Source organism: Arthrobacter sp. 754 (assembly GCF_040548695.1).
In the GTDB taxonomy this organism is placed as follows: domain Bacteria; phylum Actinomycetota; class Actinomycetes; order Actinomycetales; family Micrococcaceae; genus Arthrobacter.
In genome coordinates this window covers 176,931-192,608 of the sequence record NZ_JBEPSC010000001.1, presented here as the reverse complement: position 1 = coordinate 192,608, position 15,678 = coordinate 176,931, and the positions used below count along the sequence as shown (strand labels likewise).

Annotated in this window: 14 protein-coding genes and 1 tRNA gene; 7 read left to right on the top strand and 8 right to left on the bottom strand. The window is 65.9% G+C overall.

All coding sequences use genetic code 11. From position 1 onward, the window contains the following. Positions 1–62: 62 nt before the first annotated feature. Together ABIA70_RS00930 and xylA are read right to left on the bottom strand one after the other, a co-directional pair. Complete coding sequence (locus ABIA70_RS00930) at positions 63–1,484, bottom strand: FGGY family carbohydrate kinase (RefSeq protein ID WP_354145755.1); 1,422 nt, start codon at positions 1,482–1,484, stop codon at positions 63–65. A gap of 2 nt (positions 1,485–1,486) precedes the next feature. Next, a complete protein-coding gene (gene xylA / locus ABIA70_RS00925) occupies positions 1,487–2,674 on the bottom strand; it encodes a xylose isomerase (RefSeq protein WP_354145754.1) in 1,188 nt (395 codons plus the stop codon). Positions 2,675–2,806: 132 nt separating this feature from the next. Between xylA and ABIA70_RS00920 the strand changes: the two genes are divergently transcribed. Then, positions 2,807–4,063, top strand: a complete 1,257-nt coding sequence (locus tag ABIA70_RS00920; RefSeq protein ID WP_354145753.1) for an ROK family protein — start codon at positions 2,807–2,809, stop codon at positions 4,061–4,063. 133 nt (positions 4,064–4,196) lie between these two features. Then, complete coding sequence (locus tag ABIA70_RS00915; protein WP_354145752.1) at positions 4,197–5,117, top strand: hypothetical protein; 921 nt, start codon at positions 4,197–4,199, stop codon at positions 5,115–5,117. A gap of 29 nt (positions 5,118–5,146) precedes the next feature. Here the strand turns inward: ABIA70_RS00915 and ABIA70_RS00910 are convergent. Next, positions 5,147–5,219, bottom strand: a tRNA-Arg gene (locus ABIA70_RS00910). A gap of 237 nt (positions 5,220–5,456) precedes the next feature. On the opposite strand from ABIA70_RS00910, the gene ABIA70_RS00905 reads away from it, so the two are divergent. The 3 genes from ABIA70_RS00905 to ettA all read left to right on the top strand — a co-directional run bounded on the left by ABIA70_RS00905 (position 5,457) and on the right by ettA (position 8,431). Then, complete coding sequence (locus tag ABIA70_RS00905; protein ID WP_354146561.1) at positions 5,457–6,032, top strand: single-stranded DNA-binding protein; 576 nt, start codon at positions 5,457–5,459, stop codon at positions 6,030–6,032. A 388-nt stretch (positions 6,033–6,420) separates the two neighbouring features. Beyond that, the gene (locus tag ABIA70_RS00900) at positions 6,421–6,702 is read left to right on the top strand and encodes a DUF6993 domain-containing protein (RefSeq protein ID WP_354145751.1); all 282 of its coding nucleotides are present in this window, start codon (positions 6,421–6,423) and stop codon (positions 6,700–6,702) included. 46 nt (positions 6,703–6,748) lie between these two features. Then, on the top strand, positions 6,749–8,431 hold the full coding sequence (gene ettA, locus ABIA70_RS00895) for an energy-dependent translational throttle protein EttA (protein ID WP_354145750.1): 1,683 nt from the start codon (positions 6,749–6,751) through the stop codon (positions 8,429–8,431). 121 nt (positions 8,432–8,552) lie between these two features. On the opposite strand, the gene ABIA70_RS00890 is transcribed toward ettA, so the two are convergent. Then, the gene (locus ABIA70_RS00890) at positions 8,553–9,533 is read right to left on the bottom strand and encodes an acyl-CoA thioesterase (RefSeq protein WP_354145749.1); all 981 of its coding nucleotides are present in this window, start codon (positions 9,531–9,533) and stop codon (positions 8,553–8,555) included. Positions 9,534–9,596: 63 nt separating this feature from the next. Between ABIA70_RS00890 and ABIA70_RS00885 the strand changes: the two genes are divergently transcribed. Continuing rightward, positions 9,597–10,262 carry a DUF8185 domain-containing protein gene (locus tag ABIA70_RS00885; protein WP_354145747.1) on the top strand — a complete coding sequence of 222 codons (666 nt, stop codon included), beginning with the start codon at positions 9,597–9,599 and terminating at the stop codon, positions 10,260–10,262. 60 nt (positions 10,263–10,322) lie between these two features. Here the strand turns inward: ABIA70_RS00885 and ABIA70_RS00880 are convergent, their stop codons facing one another. After that, positions 10,323–10,775: a globin gene (locus tag ABIA70_RS00880; protein WP_354145746.1), complete on the bottom strand. Its 453-nt coding sequence runs from the start codon at positions 10,773–10,775 to the stop codon at positions 10,323–10,325. 4 nt (positions 10,776–10,779) lie between these two features. Then, positions 10,780–11,469 carry a mechanosensitive ion channel family protein gene (locus ABIA70_RS00875; protein WP_354145745.1) on the bottom strand — a complete coding sequence of 230 codons (690 nt, stop codon included), beginning with the start codon at positions 11,467–11,469 and terminating at the stop codon, positions 10,780–10,782. Positions 11,470–11,589: 120 nt separating this feature from the next. On the opposite strand from ABIA70_RS00875, the gene ABIA70_RS00870 reads away from it, so the two are divergent. Beyond that, positions 11,590–12,591 (top strand): NAD-dependent epimerase/dehydratase family protein, encoded by a 1,002-nt coding sequence (locus ABIA70_RS00870; RefSeq protein WP_354145744.1) that lies wholly within the window; start codon positions 11,590–11,592, stop codon positions 12,589–12,591. On the opposite strand, the gene ABIA70_RS00865 is transcribed toward ABIA70_RS00870, so the two are convergent. Together ABIA70_RS00865 and pepN are read right to left on the bottom strand one after the other, a co-directional pair. Continuing rightward, a complete protein-coding gene (locus ABIA70_RS00865; RefSeq protein ID WP_354145743.1) occupies positions 12,580–13,053 on the bottom strand; it encodes an OsmC family protein in 474 nt (157 codons plus the stop codon). The two genes, ABIA70_RS00870 and ABIA70_RS00865, sit on opposite strands and share 12 nt — an antisense overlap. Positions 13,054–13,057: 4 nt before the next feature. Further along, the gene (gene pepN / locus ABIA70_RS00860; protein ID WP_354145742.1) at positions 13,058–15,631 is read right to left on the bottom strand and encodes an aminopeptidase N; all 2,574 of its coding nucleotides are present in this window, start codon (positions 15,629–15,631) and stop codon (positions 13,058–13,060) included. Positions 15,632–15,678: the final 47 nt, after the last annotated feature.

Here is a 15,678-nt window from a genome sequence, read left to right as displayed (position 1 = left end):
TGCACCGTTCACGGTGCAGGTCCTTTTGTCTTGCCTTTGGAACTATAGGTATTGCCTTGAAACTAGGCGAGGTAGGCGGCAGCGTGCAGGCGGTACCTGGCCAGCGTGCCGTCGTCGGACGTTTCCGCAGGAAGCTCCACACCGCTGACGGTCCAGTCGGGGAAGCCGCCGGCCAGTACCGCGGCAGCCTGGCGGGCGGCGCCGTCGGCCACGTATTCGCCGGGCGTCGGAACAAACGCCGGCAGGCCCAACAGTTGGCTTGCGGCCTGCTGGACCGCTGCGGACTGCGCGCCGCCGCCCACCAGGATGACCCGGCGCGCGTCCACACCCTGTGTCTGCAGGGCGGCCAGGCCGTCCGCGAGGGAACAGACCACGCCCTCGACGGCGGCGCGGGCCAGGTTTGCGGGCGTGTAGTTGGCACGGGTGATGCCGTGCAGGGAGCCCGCCGCCTCGGGCAGGTTGGGCGTGCGTTCGCCGTCGAAATAAGGGACCAGCGTCAGCCCGCCGGCTCCCGGAGCGGCCGCCAGGGCCAGTTCATTGAATCCCGCCAGGCTGACGTCCAGGAGCGCTGCGGTGGCGTCGAAGACACGCGTTGCGTTCAGGGTGCAGGCGAGCGGCAGGAAGTTGCCTGTGGCATCGGCAAATCCTGCCACCAGGCCGGATTCGTCGTCTGCCGGCGTGGCCGAGACCGCAAAAACAGTGCCGGAGGTACCCAGCGACATCACGACGTCGCCCACGCCGGCGCCAACGCCAAGGGCGGCTGCGGCGTTGTCGCCCGCACCCGGGCCGATGAGCGCCCCTTCCGGGGTCTTCCCCGAAATGTCCAACGGGCCGACGACGGCGGGGAGGCGGGGGACGTGGCCCAGGGACTTTTCAAGGGCAACAGGAAGGTACCGGCCGGTGGATGCGGAATAGTAGCCGGTGCCCGATGCGTCGGACCGGTCGGTGTGCAGGGCGGCCAGGCCGGCCTCGCCGCTGCCCGGGCCGAACCCCGCCAGCCGCCAGGACAGCCAGTCGTGGGGGAGGCAGACCGCTGCAACGCGGGCTGCGTTGTCCGGTTCGTTGTCCGCGAGCCAGCGCAGCTTGGTGATGGTCAGCGAGGCCACGGGAACTGTTCCCGTGGCGCCGGCCCAGTAGCGGGCCCCCTGGCCGGGGTCGCCGCCACCTGCTTCCCTGATCAGTTCCAGTGCAGCCGGTGCACTCCGGTTGTCGTTCCAGAGCAAGGCCGGGCGGATCACTTCCCCGTCAGCGTCAAGGCAGACCATGCCGTGCTGCTGACTGCCCACGGAGACTGCGCTGACGTCGCCAAGGCCGCCGGCCTGTTCGATGGCTTCCTGGAGCGCGTTCCACCAATGATCGGGATGCACCTCTGTTCCGTCTGGGTGGCCGGCGCGGCCCTGGCGGAGGAGCTCACCGGTGGCCGCGTCCCGGATCACCACCTTGCAGGACTGGGTGGAGCTGTCGATGCCGGCAACGAGCGCCATGGTCAGCGGGCGTTGAGCAGGTGTTCGATGGCCAGCTGGTTGAGCCGCACAAAGGCGAACGAGCGCTCGCCGGCGGCATCGGCGTCGAAGTTTTCGAACGCAGCGGCATCGGCCAGAAGCTCGGCCGCGGTTTCGCCGGCGGTGAGTGTCGGCTCGCCCAGCTCGAAGATGCCCGATGTGGCAAGCGCTTCCTGCACTTCAGGGTCGGCGCGGAACGCCAGGGCGCGTTCCTTGAGCAGGAGGTACATGGACATGTTGGACTTGGCGGATTCCCAGACGCCGTCGTAGCCGTCGGTGCGTGAAGGCTTGTAGTCGAAGTGGCGGGGGCCGTCGTATTTGGGGCCGCCGTTCGGGAATCCGTTTTCGAGCAGGTCAACGGTGAAGAAGGCACTGGTGAGGTCACCATGGCCGAACACGAGGTCCTGGTCGTACTTGATCCCGCGCTGGCCGTTCAGGTCGATGTGGAACAGCTTGCCGGCCCAGAGGGCCTGCGCGATCCCATGGGTGAAGTTCAGCCCGGCCATCTGCTCGTGTCCCGTCTCCGGGTTAAGGCCCACAATGTCGCCGTGTTCCAGCTCTGCAATGAATGCCAGGCCGTGGCCGACGGTGGGGAGGAAGATGTCGCCGCGGGGTTCGTTGGGCTTGGGCTCCAAGGCGATGCGGAGGTTGTAGCCCTTGTCCTTGATGTAGGCAGCGGCGGTGTCGACGCCCTCCTTCATGCGGTCCAGGGCAGCGGACAGGTCCTTGGAACCGTCGTACTCGCTGCCTTCACGGCCGCCCCACATCACGAAAGTCTCGGCACCGAATTCTGCGGCGGAGTCGATGTTTCGCAGGACCTTGCTGAGCGCGAAGCGCCGGACGGAGCGGTCATTGGAGGTGAAGCCGCCGTCCTTGAACACCGGGTGGCTGAACAGGTTGGTGGTCACCATGGGGACCTTGAGTCCGGTTTCCTGCAGGGCAGTGCGGAAGTTCTTCAGGATCAGTTCGCGCTCCGAGACAGTGGCGTCGAAAGGAACCAGATCGTTGTCGTGAAAGGTGAGTCCGTATGCCCCGAGGTCACTGAGCTTGTGAACGGCTTCAACAGGGTCCAGCGGCTTTCGGGTTGCGACGCCGAAAGGATCGGCTCCGGTCCAGCCAACGGTCCAAAGGCCGAAGGTGAACTTGTCGGCCGGGGAGGGGGAGAGAGTCATGATGCGTCCTTGCATTAGAGGGAACCGAAGATCCCGGTGGAGTTAGTTTATTGCTTGAACTATATGGGCCCGTATGAGCTAAGGTCAATAGGAAACGGGCCGTGATCGTCCCTGAATGAGAAGGAGGACCGGATGGCGAGCTCCGCGCCGGCTGCAGGTACCCCCGAACACGGAATGCCTGGCAACATGGGGGACGTCCGCCGGGGCAACCTGGCCCTGGTCATGGGCCGGATCGCGCACTCCAAAGCAGGAACCCACCTGACCCGTGCCCAGATTGCTGCTGCCACCGGCCTCACCAAGGCCTCCGTTTCAAGCCTGGTGCTGGACCTTCTTGATGCCGGCATCGTCCGCGAAGTAGGGCTGAATCCGCAGGGGGAGCGGGGGCGCCCCGGTGTGGGGCTGGAACTGGATCCCGCGAACGGCGTGATGGGAATGGAAGTCAACGTCGACTACATCTCAGCGGGAGTGACGGACCTGGCCGGCAACCTGCTTCTGCAGGAGACGGTGGAGCAGGACAACCGAACCGCTTCACCCGTTGCCGTGACGGCGGCGCTGGCCGGACTGGCAGCCGGACTCCGGGCATCGGCCGAAGCCCAGGGAGTCCGCGTGCTGGGCGGCGGGCTGGCCGTCCCTGGCCTGGTGGACGACAAAACCGGGACGGTCATTACGGCACCCAACCTCGGGTGGAACAACGAAACCCTGGACCTGCACGCACTGCTTCCCGATGTGCGGCTGGGCACCACACTCTTCAACGAGGCCAACGCCGCAGCATTGGCCGAGTTGCGCTACCGCCCGGCAGGCCGTGCCGACTTTCTGTTTGTCTCCGGTGAAGTCGGCGTTGGCGGCGGGCTGGTCATCGGCTCTGAACTGTTCACAGGTCCGCACGGGCATGCGGGCGAGCTGGGCCACGTTGTGGTCGAGCCTGACGGGGCAGCCTGTTCCTGCGGCGGCCGGGGATGCCTTGAGACCGTGGCCGGCCAGGACGCGATTTTCGCGGCCGCAGGAATTTCCCCGCGGCGGCAAGCCAACCGGCAGGCGTCCGCCGGCCCTTCCCGGTCCGAAAGCCTGGATCAGTTGTTGTCCCTGATCACCGGCGGGGATGCGGATGCGCTCGCCGCCGTCGTCCGTGCCGGTCATTTCCTCGGTGTGGCTGTGGCTTCGTCCGTCCGGCTGCTCAATATTTCTTCAGTGGTGCTGGGCGGCCACTTTGCCCTTCTGGGGGAGTGGATCATGCCCGCGCTCACAGAAAGCCTGGCAACCTACGCCCCGGGCAAGGTCCTGCCGGGCAACATCAGCCTCTCAGCCGTGGGACAGGCAGGGGCCCTTCTCGGCGCCGCCGGCAGCGTGGTCACCTCGCTCGTTGAGGCTCCGCACCGGCTGTATTCCTAGGGGCCCAGAATCCCCAAGGGACCAGGGCACGGTCCGGGGTCCGGTACCTCCCTGCGTTCGGAAACGGGCAGGACGACTCCGCTGTTGTTGCCGGCCGCTTCCGGGCCGTGGCGCCGCTGCGTAGACTTTGGCCATGTCCGCCGTATCCGGGGATTTCACCTGTCGGGGCGCCCCACTGGAGTACTGGTTCGTGAAGCTCCAGGCCGGGGACCTCTCCTTCCTCGTTGACTTCATCTTCCGGGCCGGTGCTGACGCGGCCGAAGTCCGGATCAGCCTGTGGGTTCGCCGGAAGGGGCGCGTTGTTCGTTCCGGGACGATCTCTGGAAGGGCGCGGGGAACTGAGGTCGTAATCGGTGAAAGCCTGTTTGCGGCCAATCGCAGCATTGGCCGGATCGCGGACGTCGGGTGGGAACTCAGCTGGGAGCCCGGGTCCGTCCGGATCGCCCCAAGCATTCCCGTGACGGGAGTGCTCCATCCCCTGGACCTGGAGCTCATCAGTTATCCCCGGCTCAGCATCACCGGGCAGGTGAGGGTGTCCCATGAGGTGTTTCCCGTACGGAACGCGGCAGGAACGATGACCCACTACTGGGGCCGACGGCTTCCTGATGCGTGGCGTTGGGTGTCCGCGGCTGGACCTGACGGCACCGGCACAGCCGTCGAGGCAGTCCTGATGAGGACCCGGTTGTGGGGACGTGCCCCGGCTCTGGCCGCGGGATACTTGTGGACCGCCGGGGAAAAACGCCAGGCCGGCAACCTCCTGGTATCCCCCGTCAGCGGGCTGCTCAACACTGCCGGGCCGGGGACCGACTTCGTCCTGACCGGCCGCAGCCTGCGCCGCACGGTTCGGCTGAGTTGCAGGGCCGCGCCGGAAGACTTCAACGACCTCGGCGAGGGAATCCGGCAGACACTGCAGGGAACGTGCACGCTCGCAGGGGACAGTCCGGCCATGACGGGCGCTGGACTGGAGTACCGCAGCCTGGCTTGGAAGCTCCGGGAAAATAAAACACCCCGGTCCTGGGACCGGGGTGTAAACGGTGACTCGACCCACCCGTAACGGATGCCTCGCGTCATCGCAGCAAATTGTGCCCCAGGAGGGAATCGAACCCCCGACCGGCGGATTAGAAGGCCGCTGCTCTATCCCCTGAGCTACTGGGGCACGTGGCGCCACGACCAGAAATCCGGCGCATGAAAAGTTTACATTGCCCCGGCTGCGGCTGCGTCACCGTGCCCGCCGCGCGCGCCCTTATCCTTGACCCTTCAAATGCGTCTTGTCCTCCACAACGCGGGCCGGGCGAGTTATGCACATACGCAACTTGGCCCCTGCCCGCCAAATCGGTCCCGCGCGAAGCTGGTTTTGCCGCTAAGGCACAACCTTTAGAGACAGGACATGACGATGAACGACACCATCACGATCCGTGGCTTCGTGGCCACCGAGATCAAGACCTCCACCACACCAGGAGGAGTTGGCACAGCCTCCTTCCGCTTCGGTTCGACCGGCCGGCGCTATGACCGCGCCTCAAATACCTGGGTGGACCTCCCAACCAACTGGTTCAATGTCCAGGGCTACCGCCAGCTTGCCGGGAACATGGCCTGCAGCATCAGGAAGGGCCAACGCGTGATTGTGGTGGGCCGGCTCAAACTGCGCAGCTGGGAGAAGGACGGCCGGACCTACCATTCGACTGAGATCGACGCGGAATCTGTTGGCCACGATCTCATGTGGGGTTCAGCCAACTACACCCGCAACGCGAACAACGGCCTGCACCCGGCATCGGAGAACAACGCGGCGGGGCAAGGGCTGGCGGAGCCGGCACACGACATCGGCCTCCCTGACCCCGAGGGCGACGAGGATCCGGGTGAAGAGGACCACCCGGACGACGATGCAGCCGCCGGGATCTTCCTGGTGGATGCAGACGGCAACCGTACCCCTGTAGACGCCGAAACGGGGGAACTGGCTGGGGCTGCCGTCTGACCCCCGGCCGACCCGCAGTTCCGCCCGGGGGTGGGCCGCGTGGCAGAATGACGGCATGAAGCGCGCGACGGCAGACCCACAGGCAGTCCAGGTCACCGGCAGGGCCGCTCATTCCCGGGCGGGCGGAACATCCGCGGGACGGCAACAGGTGGTCCTTGCAGGGTGCCTCATGTTGGCACTCTCACTGACAGCATGCACCGGCGGCTCATCAGACGGGACGAAGACTGCAGGCGCCACGCCCGCGGGAGGGGCTGGCACAGGCAGTACCCCGCCCGGCGCCCCCGCCCCGAACGCCACCGCCCCGAGCGCTATAGCCCCAAGCTCCACCGTCCCCGGTGCAGCGGGTCCTGATACTGCCGAATCGGCGCAGGACGCTGCTAGTGCACTCATGAAACAGACAGTGACTGATGCGCTGAGCCGGCTGGCGGCGGGGACGCCCAAGCCGGCCACGTCGCAGGTAACCGATGCCCTGACCGGCGCCGGCGTAGCACCTGCAGCCCTGGAAGTGTCGGCGAGCCGCACACCCACCGGGCTGGAGGCCGACGCCATTGAAGCGGGCGTGCTGCAGGGTACTGACTGCGTGATCGGCCAGATCCGGGACGGCAGCGTCACGGTCACTGTTCTGCAGGTGCTGGCGAGCGGCAAGTGCTTCGTGGGCGCGGCCGCCTGACCCTTCGAATGTGAGATATGCGCGCCAACCCACTAGATTTGGAACCATGGCGGAATTTATCTACACAATGACCAAGGCCCGCAAAGCCGTTGGCGAAAAACTCATTCTTGACGACGTAAGCATGTCCTTCTTCCCGGGCGCCAAAATTGGTGTTGTTGGCCCGAACGGTGCCGGTAAGTCCACCATCCTCAAGATCATGGCCGGCCTGGATACCCCCTCGAACGGTGAGGCCCGGCTCAGCCCCGGCTACACAGTGGGAATCCTCCTGCAGGAACCGCCGCTGAACGAGGAAAAGACGGTACTGGGCAACGTCCAGGAGGGTGTCGGCGAAATCTACGGCAAGATCCAGCGGTTCAACGAGATCTCCGAGGAAATGGCCAGCCCCGACGCTGACTACGACACATTGCTCGAAGAAATGGGCCACCTGCAGGAGGCCATCGACGCCGCAGACGCGTGGGACCTTGATTCCCAGCTGGAGCAGGCCATGGACGCCCTCCGCTGTCCGCCCGCGGACGCTGACGTGACACTCCTCTCCGGCGGTGAGCGCCGGCGTGTGGCGCTCTGCAAGCTCCTGCTGCAGAAGCCGGACCTCCTGCTGCTGGACGAGCCCACCAACCACCTTGACGCGGAAAGCGTGCTCTGGCTCGAACAGCACCTCTCCAGCTACGCCGGGGCTGTCCTGGCCGTCACGCACGACCGTTACTTCCTTGACCACGTCGCCGAATGGATCGCCGAGGTCGACCGCGGCCACCTGTACCCCTACGAAGGCAACTACTCCACATACCTGGAGAAGAAGCGCGCCCGCCTCGAAGTCCAGGGCAAGAAAGACGCCAAGCAGGCCAAGCGCCTCACCGAAGAACTCGAGTGGGTCCGCTCCAACGCCAAGGGCCGCCAGACCAAGTCCAAGGCACGCCTTGCCCGTTACGAGGAAATGGCAGCGGAAGCAGACCGCACCCGCAAGCTCGACTTCGAAGAAATCCAGATCCCGCCGGGACCCCGCCTCGGCGGCCTGGTGCTCGAAGCCAAGGACCTGCAGAAGGGCTTCGAGGACCGGACCCTCATCGACGGACTGTCCTTTACCCTTCCCCGCAACGGCATCGTCGGCGTCATCGGCCCCAACGGTGTTGGCAAGACCACGCTGTTCAAGACCATCGTGGGCCTGGAACCGCTCGACGGCGGTGTCCTGAAGATCGGTGATTCGGTCAAGATCTCCTACGCGGACCAGAGCCGCGGCGGCATCGATCCCAACAAGACCCTGTGGGAAGTTGTCTCGGACGGCCTGGACTATATCCAGGTGGGCCACGTTGAAATGCCTTCGCGTGCCTACGTAGCCGCATTCGGCTTCAAGGGCCCGGACCAGCAGAAGAAGGCCGGGGTACTCTCCGGTGGTGAGCGCAACCGCCTGAACCTCGCGCTGACCCTCAAGCAGGGCGGAAACCTGCTGCTCCTTGACGAACCCACCAACGACCTCGACGTCGAGACCCTCAGCAGCCTCGAAAACGCGCTGCTCGAATTCCCCGGCTGCGCCGTGGTGGTATCGCACGACCGCTGGTTCCTGGACCGGGTGGCCACCCACATCCTCGCCTATGAAGGCGACGAGGAGAATCCCTCCAAGTGGTACTGGTTCGAGGGTAACTTCGAATCCTACGAGGAGAACAAGGTTGAGCGGCTCGGACCCGATGCGGCCAAACCGCACCGCGTCACGCACCGCCGCCTCACCCGCGACTAATCACTAACCGCGGCTAGTCGCTAACCGCGGTTATAACGCGACTGAACAGAAAGGCCGGCATCCTCAGGGATGCCGGCCTTTCTGCTGTCCGGCCCGTGAAGGCCGGCAGGGACACGCCGGGTCAGTCCCGCCCGGCCTTGCGGATCTGATGCTCCAGCACTTTGGTCTGGAAAGCACCTACCACCTTGTTTTTCAGGTCTGTGGGCACGCGGACCATTCCCTCCTGTGCCACAGAAGCGACGTGCTGACCGGCCCGGTTGAAGATCTTGCCGGTGGCCAGGCCCCGGGCCCCCTGGGCGCTGGGGGATTCCTGGACGTACAGCAGCCACTCATCCACGCGGGCGGGCCGGTGCCACCACATCGCGTGGTCCAGGCTGGCCACGCTCATCCCGGGCGTGATCCAGCTGAGCCCGTGGCGGCGCAGGATGGATTCAAGCAACGTGTAGTCGCTGGCATAGGCCAAGGCAGCGCGGTGCAGGTTCAAATCGTCCGGCATGGGCCCGAAAGTCTTCATCCACACAGCATTCCTGGCCTCCTTCTTCCCCTTGGCCGAAACGTACAGGGGCGGGTCCACATGCCTGATGTCGAAGGGCCGCTCGTAAGCCCAGTGACGTGCCACGGGGTGGTCAAACTTGCCAAGCAGTTCCGCGGTGCTGGGCAGCGACTCGGGGTCGGGCATGCCGGCGGGCATCGTGGATTCGTGGTCAATGCCCTCATCCGGGTCCTGGAACGAGGCGATCATCGAGAGGATCGGCACGCCCTCCTGATAGGCGTGGACCCGCCGCGCCGAAAACGACCGGCCGTCGCGCAGCCGCTGGACACCGAAGGTAATCGCCTTGTTGGCGTCCCCGGGCCGCAGGAAATAGCCATGCATCGAGTGCACAAACCGTTCCGGGTCCACCGTGCGCATAGCCGCAACAAGTGACTGGGCCAGGACCTGGCCGCCGAACACCCGCTGACGGGGCTGCTGCTGCGACGGTCCAAGGAAGATGTCCTCATCGGTCCGGGCGCCTTCAAGCTCACCCAGGTCAAGGAGCTGGATCAGCGATGAGGTGGGGTCTCCGCTGGGAGGCGCCAGCAGTCCGGTTTCGGCTTCAGTCATGGTTTGACTCTAGACGGCGCCCCGCCGCTGCTCAACCGGGGTCCAGCCGGTAGTGTTCTCTATGTGTCTGACCTTCTTACCCAGTCCTTCCGGTTCGCCGATCCGCGTGATCTCGCCGATCTGCGCACCTTCGCCACGCGCGCAAAAGCAGTCGACGACGGCGCCATCCGGCTCCAGGCCGCCGGTTCCGTTCTCGCCGCGTACGTGTGCGTCCTGAGGCCGCGGCTGCTGGGCGAATCCACTCCCACCATCCTTGGCCTGCGCACCATGGCACTCGCCGAGCCTTCCACGACCGACGTCACTGTTCCGCTGTCAGCGGTCCTGGACCGCCTGGCCAGGGCGGGCGAGGACGACGTCGAACTGCCGGTTCCGCCGTCCACCGTCAGCGAATCGTGGACGGGAGTCGGGGCCCCGCGCGCGGGCTGGGAGCCGATGGGCACCCTGTCCGATTCCGGTCTGCGGCAGGCGGCCGAAGCCGGCATCACCGAAGTCGCTGGCATCGTGCCGACCAACCCCGGGGCTCTGATGGTCAATAATGCCCGGGCGTCGGTGTGGGGCAGGGAGCTGGACGAATCGGGGATTCCGCTCGGCGCAGCCTTCGCTGCCCTGACACTGGGATTCCTCGGAGACGGGGACCAGAAGCTTTACCGGGCGGGGCGCTGGTTCCGCCTCAGCGGTCCGCGCGGTCACGTCCTGGCCAGGACGGGCAGCGGGCTGCAGCAGCCCTGACCCGGTCATGGCAAACAGTACGGTGATTGCCAAACCGGACGGTCAGGGCATTAACGGGTCTCAGGGCTCCGAAGGGCTGTTCACCATGGACAGTGCGGCGCGTTCCATGTAGTCCCACAGGGTCCCCTCGTACAGCGGGGGCAGTTCCAGGGAGTCCACGGCTGCCCGCATGTGAAACAGCCAGCGGTCCTTGGCTTCCGGGGTGACCCGGAACGGCACGTGGCGCATCCGAAGCCGGGGGTGGCCGCGCTCCTCGCCGTAGGTGGTGGGCCCGCCCCAGTACTGTTCCAGGAACATCAGGAAGCGCCGCTTGGCAGGGCCCAGGTCTTCCTCGGGATACATCGGGCGCAACAGCGGATCGGTTGCCACGCCGTCGTAGAACACGTCGATCAGCCTGACGAACGTCTCGTGGCCGCCCACGGCATCGTAGAAGTTGTCGGTGTAGCCGGGCTGGCTGAAGGGATCGTTCTGCATCAGCTGGCGCGGCGGTTGCGGCTCGGCGGGTGTGGTCATGATTCTATTCTCCGGCTTTCTGGTCAGTCTTTTTAGCCTCGGTAGGCGGCTCATGCAATGCAGTCTCCGTTTCCGCGTCAAGGGGCTCCGCCGCCGGAACGTAATTGCCCTGGGAGCGGTTGCCGACCCGCAGGATTTCACCGTTGCGCAGGTACCAGATGGCGCCGTCGTCGGAGCGGACGCGGGTGATGCGCAGGCCCATGGACTCCACGACACCCACGACCTCGCTGGTTTCGATGACATCGCCGATTCCGTACTGGTCTTCAATGGTGATGAAGATCCCGGCCAGGAAGTCGCGGATCAGCTGCTGTGCGCCGAAGCCGATGGCTACACCGAGGATTCCCACGCTGGTCAGCAGCGGGGCGATGTTGATGTCAAGGTTCTGCAGGACGTACATGCTGGTGATGACGGCCACGAGCACACCCACGATGCTGTTGAGCAGCGACCCGATGGTCTCCGCGCGCTGGACACGGCGCTCATGGTCCAGTGCCCGAATGGCCGGTGCCACCCACTTGAAATGCGCTTTCTTGAAAAAGTTGCTCCCTGAGGCCACACGCTTGCTGATCCGGGAAATCACAAAGGTTGCCACCAGCCAGATGGCGATACCGACACCCAGGCTGATGACGATGCCGGTGATGCTGATGCCGTCCGGCTCACTGGCGGCGGATGGAAGTATGGACATCATGCTGAACATAGGGGGTAAAACTCCTTGAGGGTCTCCGGCGGCGGCCGGTGGAAGGCATCAGCGGGTGCACGGGTGGCGCGGCACGCTGGGCACTGTTCTCATTCAACCCTAGCGCCGTACCGTGGACCCATGCGCATCCTGATACTCGGTGGAACGGCCTTTCTCTCCTCGGAAATAGCCCGGCAAGCCCTGGCCGCCGGGCACCAGGTAACGTGCCTGGCCCGCGGTTCGGCCGGCCGGCCGCCGGAGGGAGCCGACTGGGTGCGGACGGACCGTTCACTGGGCGCGAACGCATATGACGGTGTCAGCGGCGTTTGGGACGAAGTTGTCGAGGTGGCCCGCGACACCGTGCTGGCCGCGGATGCCCTGGCCGCCCTCGCAGGGCGGGCCGGCCACTGGACGTTTGTGTCGAGCTGTTCCGTTTATGCCGACCATACGACGCCGGGAGCAGCAGAGGATGCCGCCCTCCTGCCGCCCTTGCCTGCCGGGACGGAGTCCACCCCGGATAACTATGGTGAATCCAAGTCGGCCATCGAGCAAGCCACTTTGGCCGCCGCGGGCGACAAAGCGCACCTCTGCAGGGCCGGCCTCATCGGCGGTCCCGGCGATGCGACGGACCGGTACGGCTACTGGCCGGCGAGGTTCGCCCGGGACAACCGGCCTGCCGTGGTGCCGGACATCGCCGGGCATCCCACGCAGGTCATCGATGTCCGCGACCTCGCCCGGTGGATCCTGGATGCCGCCGGGCAGGGTGTCACCGGCGCGCTGAATGCGGTGGGCGACCCGGTGCCCTTCGGCGACTACATCGCAGCGTCCAGGACCGCCGCCGGGTACCGGGGCGAGGCTCTCACGGCGAGTGAGGACTGGCTGGTGGAGAAAGGCATCGATTACTGGGCAGGACCTGATTCCCTGCCGCTGTGGCTGCCGCCCGGCCACGAGGGCTTTTGTGCCCGCAGCAACTGGGCTGCGCGTGCCGCCGGACTGGCCACCCGGCCCTGGCAGGACACTGTGGCGGACACGCTGCTGGACGAGCGCATCCGGGGCCTGGGCCGTCACCGCAAAGCCGGGCTTTCGCCTGCAACGGAGACCCGGCTGGCGGGTGAGCTGCTGGCCGTCCGCTCAGGCCGTTAGCGTCACGGGTTCGTGCCGCACCGGAAAGTTGACGCTGCGGGCGATGAAGCAGACCTGGTTGGCTTCGCGGTGCAGTTGTTCAGCCACGGCAACGTGCTCCGGGTCCGCCAGGGTCACGTGCGGGTGCAGCGTCACGGATTCAAACTGCCCGCTGCCATCCCGGTTCAGGTGCAGGGTTCCGGTGGCCTCGTCCCGGTAGTCGGTGACCACCACGCCGTGCCGTACGGCCACATGAAGGAAGGACAGCATGTGGCACTGTGCCAAGGCGGCCAGGAGCAGTTGTTCGGGGTTGTACCGGTCACGGTCACCGTGGAAGGTCGGATCGGCTGAGCCCGGCAGGACCGGCAGGCCCGGGATCAGGACGTCGTGGTCCCGCGAGTAGCCACGGTACGACGACGTTCCTTCCCCCAGGTTGCCGGTCCACTGCACGGTCAGCGAATAGCGATGCTCACTCAGGCTCATGGCCTCAGGCCTGGAGTTCGCCGGGGAGAACGTCCGCGGCGCGTGCCTGCAGTGCCCGGGCAACGCCGTCGCGGTTTTCCAGCATCATCCGCCGCAGTGCGGTGCTGTCCGCCGGGAGGCCGGCCAGGAAACGGTCCGTCCGGTCAACTGTCGCCTGCGTTGTCAGCAGCGCCGGATAGAGTCCGACGACGATCTGCTGGGCCAGTGCGTGGGTCCGGTTTGCCACGATCCCGGGGACAGCCTCGAAGTACTTCTCGGCGTAGGGCTCAAGGAGCGAGCGGTCAAGGACGCGCATGAAGCCGTTCACGGCCGAACCCTGCAGTGCGTTGGACAGCTCGCCCTTGACCACAATCGCGTCCCAGGCCTTGGCCTTGGCCTCGGCGGTGGGAATCGCGGCGGTGGCCAGGGCAGCAGCGTTCTGTCCGCTCGCGGTGCGGTCCCGCTCCAGTTCGGCGTCGATCCCTTCCTGGCCAAGCCTGCCGCCCGCAACCAGCGAGGTGAGCAGTTCCCAGCGCAGGTCCTGGTCCACAGCCAGCCCTTCCAGCGTCGCTGACCCGTCGAGAAGACCTGACACCGTGTCCAGCTGTGCGGCGCTGCGGGCCAGCTGGCTGAAGGCCTTCAGGAACTGCAGCTGGGCATCGGATCCGCCAGGGGCCGTGGAAGCCAGGTCGCGGAGAACGTCTGCAGCGGCAACGGAAGTGGCCTCGCGGTGCTCTTCGGCGACGTAGAAATTCAGCGTGGTGGCCAGCTGGCGGAGCTGGGTCTGGATCACGGAGGAGTCGGACTCCGAACCGATATTGGCCAGGATCAGCTCCACGTACCGGCGCGCAGGGGTCTCGCCGTCCCGGGCACCGTCCCAGGCGGAGTTCCACACCAGGGTCCGGGGAAGGCTCCGGGCGAAGTCCTTCAGGTGGGCTGTCGCGGTGGCAAGGGATTTTTCGTCCAGGCGGACTTTGGTGTAGGCGAGATCGTCGTCGTTGATGAGGATCAGGTCCGGCTGGGCCAGACCGGCAAGCGCGGGCACTTCGGTCCGTTCACCGTCGACGTCGAGTTCCTCCCGGTGGACGCGCTCCAGCTTGCCCGCGCCGTTGAGGTTGTAGAACCCGACGGCCAGGCGGTGCGGACGGATGGTGGGCCACTCCTTTACCGCTGACTGGATGATGCTGAAGGAGGCCAGGTTCCCGTCCGCGTCCAGTTCCAGCTCGGGCTGGAGGGTGTTCACACCGGCGGTTTCCAGCCACAGCCGGCCCCACTGGTCAAGGTCGCGGCCGCTGGCTTTTTCCAGCTCCACCATCAGGTCGCTGAGCTCGGTGTTCTGCCACGCGTGCTTGGCGAAGTACTCGCGGACACCTGCCATGAACTGTTCCGGCCCCACCCACGAGACCAGCTGGCGCAGCACCGACGCGCCCTTGGCGTAGGTGATGCCGTCGAAGTTGACTTCCACGTCCTGGAGATCGTTGATTTCGGCGAAGATCGGGTGCGTGGTGGGCAGCTGGTCCTGGCGGTAGGCCCAGGACTTCTCCACCGACGCGAAGGTGGTCCAGGCGCTGGTGAAGGATGTGTTTTCCACCGCCGCGAGGTGGGACATGTATTCGGCGAAGGATTCGTTGAGCCAGAGGTCGTTCCACCAGCGCATGGTCACGAGGTCGCCGAACCACATGTGTGCGAGTTCGTGCAGGACGGTGATGGCGCGGCGTTCGATCTGCGCGTCCGTGACCTTGCTGCGGAAAACGTACCCTTCCAGGATGGTCACGGCGCCGGCGTTCTCCATGGCTCCGGCGTTGAACTCGGGAACAAACAGCTGGTCGTACTTTTCGAACGGGTAAGGACAGCCGAACTGGGCCTCGAAGAACTCGAAGCCCTGGCGGGTCAGTTCGAAGATGTTGTCCGCGTCCAGGTACTGCATCAGGGACTTTCGGGCAAAGACACCGAGCGGGATGACCCGGCCGTCGGAGCTGCGCACTTCGCTGCGGACCGACTGGTACGGGCCGGCGATCAGGGCAGTGACATAGGAGGACAGCCGCGGTGTCGGTGCGAAGGACCACACGGACCGGGCCCCGCCGTCGGCCGCCGGCGAGGTTGTTTCCGGCGCCGGCGTGGGGGAGCCGGAGATGAGGTCCCAGTGCGAGGGTGCCGTGACGGTGAAGGCGAAGGTGGCCTTGAGGTCCGGCTGTTCAAAGACCGCGAACATCCGGCGCGAATCGGGCACCTCGAACTGCGTGTACAGGTACACCTCGTTGTCCACGGGGTCCACAAAGCGGTGCAGGCCTTCGCCGGTGTTCATGTAGGGCGCGTCAGCCACCACGGTCAGTTCGTTGGAGCCCGCAAGGTCAGGCAGCTGGATACGGATGCCGTCTGCCACAGCCGCGGGATCCAGGGAGCGGCCGTTGAGCGTGACGCTATGGACGGAATGCGTGACGGCGTCGATGAACGTGGAGGATCCGGGGACCGCCGTGAATTTCACTGTCGTGGTGCTGCCAAAAACCTTGTCGCCCCTGGTCAGGTCCAGGCTGACCTCGTAGGACTCGACGTTGATCAGTTCAGCGCGCTCGCGGGCTTCAGCGCGCGTCAGGTTCATGCCTGGCAAGTGTGCCTCCAGAAAGGGGTTGCGGTTGCCGGCGGGCG